Genomic DNA, 11,406 nt, shown 5'->3' on the forward strand with positions numbered 1-11,406 from the left:
GTCAGCGCGCGGCGTTGCGGTCGGTAATCATCTTCGGGGTGATAAAGACGAGCATTTCGGTCTTGTTCGCAATGCGAGTGCGTGTGCGGAACAGCGCCCCCAGATAGGGCACTTCACCCAGCACCGGCACGCGCGACTCGTCATTGGATTCGTTGAGCTCGAAGATACCACCGATGACGACCGTGCCGCCGTTTTCGACCAGCACCTCGGTCTGGACGTGCTTGGTGTTGATGGCCGGACCGGCCGTGGTGTTGATACCCCGGGCATCCTTGCTCACGTCGAGCGTCAGGATGATGTTGCCCTCGGGCGTGATCTGGGGCGTGACTTCGAGCTTGAGCACGGCCTTGCGGAACGAGATCGAGGTGGCGCCGCTCGAGGTCGCCTGCTGGTAGGGGATTTCCTCGCCCTGCTCGATCAGGGCCTTCGTCTGGTCGGCCGTGATGACGCGGGGGCTGGAGACCAGCTTGCCCTTGCCGTCGGCTTCGAGCGCCGAGATCTCGAGGTTCAGCATGCGGGAGAAGCTGGAGTTGAACAGCGAGATGGCGAAGGTGCCGGGCGAAGAGCCATTGCCTGTCGGATCGCTGGCCGGCAGATTCACGAAGTTCGAATTGGTCCAAGTGGTCGTGGTGGCGCCACCGCTGTTGCCACCGGAACCAGACCCCGTGCCGGACAGAGGCATGGCGCCAATGGTCCCGAAAGCACGATTACCGTTGACGGAAGCGACCCGCTCATTGGCAATGCCACCACCTAACCGAGCCCCGAGCGACTTGCCGAAGGTATCAGTCGCCTCAACGATTCGCGCCTCGATCAGTACCTGACGCACGGGCACGTCAAGCTTCTGGATGAGTTCTGCCACTTGCGCCAAGCGCGAAGGGATATCAGAGACGAACAATTGGTTGGTGCGCGCCTCGGCAATGACACTGCCACGCGGACTGAGAATACGAGTGGCAGTTCCCGAACTTCCTCCGCCCCCAGATGACCCGGTGCCAGTCAAACCTTGCGCTATAGCGATCGCCTTGGTGTAGTTCAACTGGAACGACTGCGTCCGCAAGGGTTCAAGGTTTTCGATCGTGGCCTTGGCCTCGAACTCGAGCTTTTCCTTGGCATTGATCTCGTCCTTCGGCGCGATCCACAGCACGCTGCCATTCTTGCGCATGCCGAGGTTCTTCGCTTGCATGATGATGTCGAGTGCCTGGTCCCAGGGCACGTCCTTCAATCGCAGAGTCAACGCACCCGTCACCGAATCGGAAGTCACGATGTTGAAGTTCGTGAAGTCGGCGATCACCTGCAGCAGCGAACGGATCTCGATGTTCTGGAAGTTGAGCGAGAGCTTCTCGCCCGTGTAACCGGTGCCTTGCGTCAGCTTGGTCGGATCGACCTTGCGCGCGCGGACTTCCACCACGAACTGGTTGTCGCTCTGGTAGGCGCTGTGCTCCCAGTCACCCTTGGATTCGATCGTCAGTCGCACACGATCACCGGCTTGTTGGGCCGTGATAGCCTGTACCGGCGTATTGAAGTCGGCCACGTCGAGCCGGCGGCGCAGACCCTCGGGCAACGTGGACTTGGTGAACTCCGCCACCAGGCTCTTGCCTTGCTGACGCAGATCCACGCCCACCTGGTTGTTGGCCAGATCAATGATGACGCGGCCGGTGTTGTCCGAGCCTAGACGGAAATCGACGTCGCGCAGCGGCAGGGTGTCGCGATTCCGGTTCTCGGCGAAGGTCGCGGAAACCGGTGTCGCGAGCGCCACACCCGCCGCGGGTTCGAGCGTCACCAGCAGTGACTTGCCCTGGATCTCGGTCTTGTACGCAGTCGCCTGCTTGAGGTTCAGCACCACGCGACTGCGCTCACCGGCCTGCACCACATTGACCGAACGCAGGTTGCCCTGATTCATCTCGATCGCGGAACGCCCGATGGCATTCGTGACACCGGGAAAATCGAGCGCGATGCGCGCGGGCGTCTGGACTGCGAACCCATTCGGTACCGCGGTGAGCGGTTGCGCCAGATCGATGCGGATCACCTCCGCGCCCGACTGCGTCGAACTGGTCACCGCCTCGATGGCGTTCTGCGCCTGGGCCACGGCGAACGCGCCCCATGCCAGCAGTCCCAGGGCGACGCTTCGCAGCCGCCGCGCCATCTTCGATTTTTCTAGGTTCATTTCGCCTTCTCTTGCAACTGCAGCGATGCTGCGCGTTCGATCCATTCGCCAGCCGCGTCCTGCACGATTTCGCGCAGGGCGACTTCGCTTTCGTTGATCCGCGTGATGCGGCCGTAATTGAGGCCCATGTACTCGCCGACACGCACTTTGTAAAGCAGGTTGTCAACCTTCACCAGCGCCACGGGCTGACCGTTGCGATTCATGCTGCCGACCATCGCCATGGAATCGAGCGGGAAAGCCTCGAGAGCCTCCTTGCGACGCGCGAGTTCGGGAGCGATCAGATCGGAATTGCCCGGCTGGTTCGATTCACGGCGCAGTGCCTGTGTGAGCTTCTGCATGCTGAAGGGTTCGAACGAGGAGGCCTCCGTATAGGCCTGCGGCGTGAATCTTTTCGGCTCCGCGATCGGCGGAACCCTCGGCTTGACCTGCGCGCGCTGCTCGACCATCCAACGCTGCAGATCTTCCTGGTCAGAATCGCCGCAGGCACTCAATCCCAAGGCAGCCACCGCCAGCCACGACAGCTTGACTATCGCCTTCATTTCTTCGCGCCCTTCGGCGCCGCGGCGCGTTTCTGAGCCAACCGTTCTTCCTCGTCGAGATAACGATAGGTGCGCGCGGTCGCATCCATCGTCAGCACGTCCTTGTCCTTCTGCGGCGTCACGCTTAGGTTGTTGAGCGTGACGATGCGCGAGAGGCTCGCGATATCGGCCGCGAACGCACCCATGTCGTGATAACGGCCGGTGACGCGCACCGCGATCGGCAATTCGGCGTAGTAGTCCTTCACCACGACCTGGCCCGGACGGAACAGCTCGAACTGCAGGCTGCGACCGAGCCCGGCCTGGTTGATGTCCGACAGCAGCGCATCCATCTCGGCCTTGCTCGGCAACTGCTTCTCGAGCAGCGTGACGTACTGCTGCACCTGCTCGCGCTGCTTCTTCAGCAGGTCGAGATTGGCCGCCTGGGCCACCTTCTTCTGATAGTCGGCCTTGAGCGCGACTTCCTTGCCGCGCTCCGATTCGAGCTCGTCGTTCGAATTCGTGAGCCAGACGAACCACAGGGCCACCACCACGACGACGGTCAGCCCCAGGCACAGCGCATAGCGCGGCACGGAAGGCCAGCTCGCGGGGTCGTTGGTGTTCAGGCCACGGAACTGGTCGCCGAAGCGGCGCATCGCGGCGCCGACATCGACCTTGGGAGAGGAGCGGGTGCTTGCCATGATCGCCTAGCCCTTGGACTGCGCCGCGGCGGCCAGCGCCTTGTCGGCCGCCGCCTTCTGCGCATCGGTCGGCCGCTTGAGGCCGATGCGCATGGTGAAGTTCGCCACCCGACGCTGGTCGCGCTGGTTCGCGCTCAGGCTCACGGTGGCGGAAGTGATTTCGACCAGCTCCGGCTTCACCAGCCAGGGGCTGTTGTTGCCGAGGTTGCGCAGCAGCTCCGACACGCGCTCGTTCGATTGCGCCATGCCCTGCAGCGTGACGGTCTGGTTGTCCTGCTTCATGTTCGACAAGTAGACGCCGTCGGGCAGTTGCCGCACCAGTTCGTTGAGCAGATGCACCGGCAGGTTGCGGTCGCCCTGCAGGTCCTCGACGGCCTGCTGGCGCGCGCGCAGCGCCGCGATCTCGTCCTGCAGGGTCGAGATCTCCTTGATCTCGACCTCGAGCTTCTTGATCTCGCCCTGCAGGAAGCGGTTCTTCGACTGCTGGGCCGAGATCTGGGCCTCGAACCAGAGGTAGCCCAGGCAGGCGATCAGGCCGCCGAGCAGCGCGGCGCCGGCCAGGGTGCCGAAGAAGGCCTCGCGCCGGCGCTTGCGCGCAGCCTCGCGGTGAGGGAGCAGATTGATCAGGATCACTGCAGGAACCTCCGCATGGCCAGGCCGCAGGAGGTCAGGTAGGAAGGCGCTTCGCGCCGGACCTTCTTCTCGCGGATGTTCGAACCGAGCTCCATGCCGTCGAAGGGATTCACGAGCGAGCAGGCGAAGGAGGTCTGCCGCGTCACCGCGTTGCTCAGGCCCGGCAGCGAGGCCGAGCCGCCGGCCAGCATCACGTAGTCGACGCGGTTGTGCGGCGTGCTGGTGAAGAAGAACTGCAGCGCGCGCGCGATTTCCTGGGCAATGCTCTCGACGAAGGGCTTGAGGACGCCCGAGCCATAGTCGTCGGGCAGGTCGCCGCTGCGCTTCTTGGCCTCGGCCTCCTCGGCCGAGAAGCCGTACTGGCGCACGATCATCTGGGTCAGCTGGGCGCCGCCGAAGGCCTGGTCGCGGTCGTACAGCACTTCCTGGTTGCGCAGCACCTGCATGCTGGTGGTGAAGGCGCCGACCTCGAACAGGGCGACGATCGCATCCTGGCCCTTGCCCGGCAACTGCTCGATCAGGCGCGCGGTGGCGAGGCGCGAGGCATAGGACTCGACGTCCAGGATCATGGCCTTGAGGCCCGCCGCTTCGGCCAAGCCTTCGCGGTCCTGCACCTTTTCCTTGCGCGAGGCGGCGATCAGCACTTCGACGTCGCCCGCCGAGCTCAGGCTCGGCCCGGTCACGCAGAAATCGAGACTCACTTCATCGAGCGAGAAAGGAATGTATTGATTTGCTTCCGATTCGACCTGGATCTCGAGCTCCTGCTCGCTCATACCGCCCGGAAGAATGATCTTCTTGGTGATCACCGCCGAGGGCGGCAGCGCCAGCGCCACATTGCGGGTGCGGGTGCCGCTCTTGCGCACCACGCGGCGCACGGCCTCGGCGACTTCGTCGAACTTCTCGACGTTGCCATCGGTGATCCAGCCGCGCTCGAGCGGCTCGATGGCGCAGCGTTCCAGGATCAGCTTGCCGCTGGCTTCACGGCCGAGCTCGACCAGCTTGACGCTGGACGAACTGACATCCAGCCCGAGCAGGGGGGCGTTCTGACGACGAAACAATGTTCCAAGAGCAGCCAAGTTCTGTCCCTCTTCCCCTGCATTTGTAACCAATGGAAAAAATTGAATTCGGTTGCATGCTAGCAGCACGCCCGACGCCATCCAAGGGGCGCATCGGGACGGCAGGCCCGATCGTTGCCAAAACCTGACGTTAAAGCCTCGCTTTGTAACTTTCGGATTAGGACTTGGGACCCTGGCAAACAAGAGGGCCCGCCGAGGGGGTGGCTTTTTATAATGCGCGGTGACTCTCGGGCCCTCCATGCAAGAAAACACACGGCCAACGCCAAACTCCAAGCGCCCAGCCAACACCCCACCCGCCTCCACCCGGCCCGCCTGGCTCAAATGGCTGCTGCGCTTCGTGTTCTGGGGCCTGGGCATCGCCGCGGCCGGCGTGCTGTCGGTGATCTGCGTGGTCGCGGTGGCGCTGGCGGTCGCCTATCCGAACCTGCCCGACATCTCCGAGCTCTCCGACTACCGGCCCAAGCTGCCACTGCGCGTGTTCTCGGCCGAAGGCATCCAGATCGGCGAATTCGGCGAGGAGCGCCGCAACCTGACGCCGATCTCCGCCATTCCCAAGGTGGTGAAGGACGCCGTGCTGGCGGCCGAGGACGCGCGCTTCTACGACCATGGCGGCGTCGACTACAAGGGCATGATTCGCGCCGGCCTCGCGAACATGAACCGCGTGAAGAGCCAGGGCGCCTCCACCATCACCATGCAGGTGGCGCGCAACGTCTACCTGAGTTCCGAGAAGACGCTCACGCGCAAGATCTACGAGGTGTTGCTGACCTTCAAGCTCGAGCACCTGCTGAGCAAGGACCAGATCTTCGAGATCTACCTGAACCAGATCTACCTCGGCAACCGCGCCTACGGCTTCGCCGCCGCCTCCGAGGCCTACTTCGGCAAGCCGCTGTCCGAGCTCACCATCGCCCAGGCCGCGATGCTGGCCGGCCTGCCCAAGGCACCCGGCGCGAACAACCCGGTGAACAACCCGCAGCGCGCGCGCGGCCGGCAGTTCTACGTGATCGACCGCATGCAGGAAGCAGGCTTCATCACCGCCGAGCAGGCCGCGGCCGCCAAGAAGGAAGAACTGCACCTGCGCGATGCCGCCGACCCGAACCGGCTGCATGCCGAGTACGTGGCCGAGACGGTGCGCCAGCTGATGTACGCGCAGTACGGCGACAGCACCTACACGCGCGGCCTCAAGGTCTACACCTCGCTCGTGGCGGCCGACCAGGCCGCCGCCTACAAGGCGCTGCGCAAGGGCATCATGGATTACGAGCGCCGCCAGATCTACCGCGGCCCCGAGAAGTTCGTCGAGCTGCCGAACGACGCCAAGGATCTCGACGAAGCGGTGGACGACGCGCTCAGCGACCATCCCGACAACGGTGACGTGATGGCCGCCGTGGTGCTCAAGGCCACGGCCAAGCAGATCGACGCGGTGCGCGGCAACGGCGACGCGGTGCAGATCACGGGCGAAGGCCTCAAGCCCGCGCAGTCGGGCCTTTCCGACAAGGCACCACCCAACATCAAGATCCGCCGCGGCGCGGTGATCCGCGTGGTGAAGACGCCCAAGAACACCTGGGAGATCACCCAGCTGCCCGAGGTCGAGGGCGCCTTCGTCGCCATGGACCCGCGCGACGGCGCGATCAAGGCGCTGGTCGGCGGCTTCGACTTCGGCAAGAACAAGTTCAACCACGTCACGCAGGCCTGGCGCCAGCCCGGTTCGAGCTTCAAGCCCTTCATCTATTCGGCCGCGCTCGAGAAGGGCTTCACGCCCGCCACCGTGATCAACGACGGCCCGCTGTTCTTCGATGCCGGCACCACCGGCGGCCAGCCCTGGGAGCCCAAGAACTACGGCGGCGGCTACGACGGCCCGATGTCGATGCGCACCGCGCTGATGAAGTCGAAGAACCTGGTCTCGATCCGCATCCTGCAGTCGATCGGCACGCGCTACGCGCAGGACTGGATCACCAACTTCGGCTTCGAGCGCGAGAAGCACCCGGCCTACCTGCCGATGGCGCTCGGCGCGGGCTCGGTCACGCCGATGCAGATGGCGGTGGGCTATTCGGTGTTCGCCAACGGCGGCTACCGCGTCAATCCCTACCTCGTGACGCGCATCACCGACCACAAGGACAAGCTGCTGGTCGACAAGCAGCCGCCGCTGCTCAACGAGGCGCTGCGCGCCATCCCGCAGCGCAACGCCTTCATCATGGACAGCCTGCTGCAGTCGGTGGCGCGCGCCGGCACCGCGGCCAAGGCCCAGGCGATGCTCAAGCGGCCCGACCTCTACGGCAAGACCGGCACCACCAACGACTCGCTCGATGCCTGGTTCGCGGGCTTCCAGCCGACCATGACCGCGATCTCGTGGATCGGCTACGACACGCCTCGCAACCTCGGCGACCGCGAGACCGGCGGCGGCCTGAGCCTGCCGATCTGGATCAACTTCATGGAAACGGCCATCAAGGGCACGCCGGTCACCGACCTCTCGACGGCGCCGCCTTCCGGCGTGGTGAACGTGGGCGGCGAGTGGTACTACGACGACTATGCGCCGGGCCGCGGCGTGGCCAGCCTGGGTGTCGATACGGCACCGGCGGCGCCGGCCGAATCGCTGAGCGGCGCGCCGGTGAGTCCGCCGGCACCGCCCGAGGAGCGCAGCCGCATCCTCGACCTGTTCCGCAACTGAGTCCGAGCCGCGGGCCTCAGCCCGCGGCGAAGCTCAGCGACTGTCCCGCCTGCAGCGTCGCCTCGCGCGAGAGGTTGCCGAAGAACTCCTCGCCGCTCTTGGTGTCGATCCAGGCCCGGCCGTCGAAGCGGTAGTGGTAGCCGCCCGAGCGCGCCGCGAGCCAGATCTCCTGCAGCGGCTTCTGCAGGTTCACGATCAGCTGGCTGCCGTTGGGAAACGAAATCGTGATCATGCCGCCCACGCGCTGGTTGTCGATGTCGGCGTCCGTGGCGTCGTTGATGCGATCGCAGCCCTGCTCGATCGCTGCCAGCGCGGCTTCGGCGCGGTCCATGTATTCGGAGTCCGTCATTACAATTTCGTTATGTTGAATGTCCACCAAATTCTAGTGAGCGCCCGCGGCCGCACTGCGCTCATGGTCTGCCTCGTCGCCGCCACCCTCGGCCTGGCCGCCTGCGGACAACGCGGTGCCCTCTACCTGCCGACCGATCCGGCCGCCTCGCAGCGCGCCACGCTGCCCGACCTGCTGACGCCCAGCATGCCCGGCGGCACCAGCGATGCCACCCCGTCTTCCGGCGCTGGCCAGGCCGCGCCGAAGCCCGCCACCGCCAGCAGCGGAGCCGCCCGATGAGCACCCTTCCCCTGCCTGGCCATCCCCACATCGCGCAGCGCGACGGCGCGCTCCAGGTCGAAGGCGTGTCGCTCGACGCGCTCGCGCGCGAGCATGGCACGCCTTTGTTCGTCTACTCGAAGCAGTGGATGCTCGACGCCCTGGCCGCCTACCAGCGCGGCTTCGAGGGCCGCGACGCGCTGGTCTGCTACGCGATGAAGGCCAACTCCTCGCTCGGCGTGCTGCGCGTGTTCGCCGAGGCCGGCTGCGGCTTCGACATTGTCTCGGGCGGCGAACTCGCGCGCGTGCTCGCGGTCGGCGCCGATCCGAAGAAGATCATCTTCTCGGGCGTCGGCAAGACCCGCGCCGAGATGCGACAGGCGCTCGCGGCCGGCATCGCCTGCTTCAACGTCGAAAGCGAGGCCGAACTCGACGTGCTCAACGAGGTCGCGCAGGCCGAGAAGGCGCGCGCGCCGATCAGCATCCGCATCAATCCCAACGTCGACCCCAAGACCCATCCCTACATCTCCACCGGCCTCAAGGGCAACAAGTTCGGCATCGCGCACGACCGCGCGGTGCAGGCCTATCGCCATGCGGCCAGCCTGCCGGGTCTCGAGGTGGTCGGCATCGACTGCCACATCGGCTCGCAGATCACCGACGCCTCGCCCTACTTCGACGCCGTCGAGCGCGTGCTCGACCTGGTCGAGGCGATCGAGGCCGCGGGCATTCCCATCCACCACCTGGACTTCGGCGGCGGCCTGGGCATCGACTACAACGGCGACACGCCGCCGCAGGCCGATGCGCTGTGGCAGCAGTTGCTCGCACGGCTCGACGCGCGCGGCTTCGGCCAGCGCAAGCTGGTGATCGAGCCGGGCCGCTCGCTGGTCGGCAATGCGGGCGTGTGCCTGACCGAGGTGCTCTACACCAAGCCCGGCGAGGACAAGAACTTCTGCATCGTCGACGCGGCCATGAACGACCTGCCGCGTCCCGCGATGTACCAGGCCTTCCACCGCATCGTGCCGCTGCGCGAGCGCGCCGGCGCAGGCGCCACCTACGACGTGGTGGGCCCGGTCTGCGAAAGCGGCGACTGGATCGGCCGCGACCGCGAGCTCAACGTGGTGGCCGGCGACCTGCTGGGCGTGCTCTCGGCCGGCGCCTATTGCATGAGCATGGCGAGCAACTACAACACCCGCGCGCGCGCGGCCGAGGTGCTCGTGAGCGGCGCGGCGGCCACGCTGATCCGCCGGCGCGAGACGATGGAAGACCAGCTGCAGGCCGAGCTGCAGGCTGCCAGGGGCTGAGCCGGGCCGCGGCTAGTTCGACGGCCGCGCCCGCGCGCCGGCTTACGCCGCAGGCACGCCGGCCTTGCGGCCGCGCAGCCAGCGCCAGGCGCGCCAGGCCAGCAGCACGCCGATGATCGCCGCGTAGACGAACACCTCGGCGAAGTTGTTCTTGCCCGCGCGCATCCAGAAGAAGTGCAGCAGGCCCAGCCCCGCGATCAGGTAGACCAGCTTGTGCAGCAGCTGCCAGCGCTTCGCGCCCATGGCCTTGATCGCGCGGTTGAACGAGGTCAGCGCCAGCGGCGTCAGCAGCACGAAGGCCGAGAAGCCCACGAGGATGAACGGCCGCTTGGCGATGTCCTTCGCGATCTCGCCCCAGTCGAACCCCATGTCGAACCACGCGTAGCACAGCAGGTGCAGCACGACGTAGAAGTAGGCGTAGAGACCCAGCATGCGGCGCAAGCGCGCGAGGCCGTTCCACTTGGTCGTCACGCGCAGCGGCGTGACCGCCAGCACGATGCACAGGAAGCGCAGGGTCCAGTCGCCGGTCGCGCGGATCAGGTACTCCTGGGGATTGGGGCCCAGCTGGTCGACCACCACGCCGTAGGCCAGCCACGCGAACGGCAGCAGGCACAGCACGAAGACGAAGGGCTTGGCGGCGGGATGCAGCAGCAGCTTGTTCATGGCGTCCGGGTCGCGCCCCCGCGGGTTGCGGGGGTGCGCGCCCGCCTCAGTAGTTCTTCTTCAGGTCCATGCCCGCATAGAGCTGGCCGACCTGCGCTTCGTAGCCGTTGAACAGCAGCGTCTTGTTGCGCTTGGCGAACAGGCCGCCGCCGTCGCCGATGCGGCGCTCGGTCGCCTGGCTCCAGCGCGGATGGTCGACGTTCGGGTTCACATTCGAATAGAAGCCGTACTCCTGCGCCGCCGCCTTGTTCCAGGCCGTGCTCGGCTCCTTCTCGACGAAGCGGATCTTCACGATCGACTTGGCCGACTTGAAGCCGTACTTCCACGGCACCACAAGCCGCACCGGCGCGCCGTTCTGGTTCGGCAGCACCTCGCCGTACATGCCGAAGGCCAGCAGCGTGAGCGGGTGCATCGCCTCGTCCATGCGCAGGCCCTCGGTGTAGGGCCAGTCGAGCACGCGCGAGCCGACGAAGGGCATGGTCTTGGGATCGGCCAGGGTCACGAACTCGATGAACCTGGCGTTCCCCTGCGGCTCGACCTTCTTGATGAGTTCGGCCAGCGAATAGCCGACCCACGGGATCACCATCGACCAGCCCTCGACGCAGCGCAGCCGGTAGATGCGTTCTTCCTGCGCGCTGAGCTTGAGCAGGTCCTCGATCGTGTACTTGCCGGGCTTCTTCACCAGCCCCTCGACCTCGACGGTCCAGGGCCGGGTCTTGAGCGTGCCGGCGTTCTTGACCGGGTCGCCCTTGTCGGTGCCGAACTCGTAGAAGTTGTTGTAGCTCGTCGCGTCCTTGTAGTCGGTGAGCTTCTCCATCGTCTGCGCACCGGGCACTGCGGATTTCGCGCCCGGCAGCGCCTCGAGCTTGTTCGGCCGCGCCGTCTGCGCCAGCGCCTCGCGGCCCGCGAAGGAGGCCAGCGCGGCACCGGCCGCGCCGCCCGCCATCAGCTTGAGCAGGTCGCGCCGCCCTTCATAGAGGGCGCGCGGCGTGATCTCGCTGGAGCGCGGATGGATGAAGCCGCTGTTGCGGCGCGACGGACGGGAATGGAACGACATGACGGGCCTTTCGCTGGAATCGTTGTGTTCGGA

At 65.9% G+C, this 11,406-nt stretch carries 11 protein-coding genes; 3 read left to right on the forward strand and 8 right to left on the reverse strand.

What is annotated here, in order from left to right:
- Position 1 precedes the first annotated feature (1 nt).
- The 5 genes from pilQ to ACEN9J_RS13970 are packed head-to-tail and all read right to left on the reverse strand — an operon-like array spanning position 2 to position 5,083.
- The gene (gene pilQ, locus ACEN9J_RS13950; RefSeq protein WP_413764367.1) at positions 2-2,158 is read right to left on the reverse strand and encodes a type IV pilus secretin PilQ; all 2,157 of its coding nucleotides are present in this window, start codon (positions 2,156-2,158) and stop codon (positions 2-4) included.
- Complete coding sequence (locus ACEN9J_RS13955) at positions 2,155-2,697, reverse strand: pilus assembly protein PilP (RefSeq protein WP_413764368.1); 543 nt, start codon at positions 2,695-2,697, stop codon at positions 2,155-2,157. Before ACEN9J_RS13955 ends, pilQ begins: the two co-directional genes overlap by 4 nt.
- Complete coding sequence (locus ACEN9J_RS13960; protein WP_296741194.1) at positions 2,694-3,374, reverse strand: type 4a pilus biogenesis protein PilO; 681 nt, start codon at positions 3,372-3,374, stop codon at positions 2,694-2,696. Before ACEN9J_RS13960 ends, ACEN9J_RS13955 begins: the two co-directional genes overlap by 4 nt.
- A gap of 6 nt (positions 3,375-3,380) precedes the next feature.
- On the reverse strand, positions 3,381-4,007 hold the full coding sequence (locus tag ACEN9J_RS13965) for a PilN domain-containing protein (RefSeq protein WP_261209794.1): 627 nt from the start codon (positions 4,005-4,007) through the stop codon (positions 3,381-3,383).
- Entirely contained in the window at positions 4,004-5,083 is a 1,080-nt protein-coding gene (locus tag ACEN9J_RS13970) for a pilus assembly protein PilM (protein ID WP_057596021.1), read from the reverse strand. Before ACEN9J_RS13970 ends, ACEN9J_RS13965 begins: the two co-directional genes overlap by 4 nt.
- A 238-nt stretch (positions 5,084-5,321) precedes the next feature.
- Between ACEN9J_RS13970 and ACEN9J_RS13975 the strand changes: the two genes are divergently transcribed.
- Complete coding sequence (locus tag ACEN9J_RS13975) at positions 5,322-7,745, forward strand: penicillin-binding protein 1A (protein ID WP_261209789.1); 2,424 nt, start codon at positions 5,322-5,324, stop codon at positions 7,743-7,745.
- A 16-nt stretch (positions 7,746-7,761) separates the two neighbouring features.
- On the opposite strand, the gene cyaY is transcribed toward ACEN9J_RS13975, so the two are convergent.
- Positions 7,762-8,094, reverse strand: coding sequence for an iron donor protein CyaY (cyaY, locus tag ACEN9J_RS13980; RefSeq protein ID WP_261209787.1), 333 nt, complete (start codon positions 8,092-8,094; stop codon positions 7,762-7,764).
- A gap of 63 nt (positions 8,095-8,157) precedes the next feature.
- On the opposite strand from cyaY, the gene lptM reads away from it, so the two are divergent.
- Positions 8,158-8,373 (forward strand): LPS translocon maturation chaperone LptM, encoded by a 216-nt coding sequence (lptM, locus tag ACEN9J_RS13985; protein ID WP_296741184.1) that lies wholly within the window; start codon positions 8,158-8,160, stop codon positions 8,371-8,373.
- Positions 8,370-9,653, forward strand: a complete 1,284-nt coding sequence (gene lysA / locus ACEN9J_RS13990) for a diaminopimelate decarboxylase (protein WP_413764369.1) — start codon at positions 8,370-8,372, stop codon at positions 9,651-9,653. Before lptM ends, lysA begins: the two co-directional genes overlap by 4 nt.
- Before the next feature lie 42 nt (positions 9,654-9,695).
- Here the strand turns inward: lysA and ACEN9J_RS13995 are convergent, their stop codons facing one another.
- Together ACEN9J_RS13995 and msrP are read right to left on the reverse strand one after the other, a co-directional pair.
- Positions 9,696-10,316 carry a sulfite oxidase heme-binding subunit YedZ gene (locus ACEN9J_RS13995; RefSeq protein ID WP_413764370.1) on the reverse strand — a complete coding sequence of 207 codons (621 nt, stop codon included), beginning with the start codon at positions 10,314-10,316 and terminating at the stop codon, positions 9,696-9,698.
- 46 nt (positions 10,317-10,362) lie between these two features.
- Positions 10,363-11,373: a protein-methionine-sulfoxide reductase catalytic subunit MsrP gene (gene msrP, locus ACEN9J_RS14000; protein ID WP_413764371.1), complete on the reverse strand. Its 1,011-nt coding sequence runs from the start codon at positions 11,371-11,373 to the stop codon at positions 10,363-10,365.
- Between the last annotated feature and the right edge of the window lie 33 nt (positions 11,374-11,406).

It is taken from the genome of Variovorax sp. Varisp41 (assembly GCF_047325085.1).
Lineage (GTDB): Bacteria > Pseudomonadota > Gammaproteobacteria > Burkholderiales > Burkholderiaceae_C > Variovorax.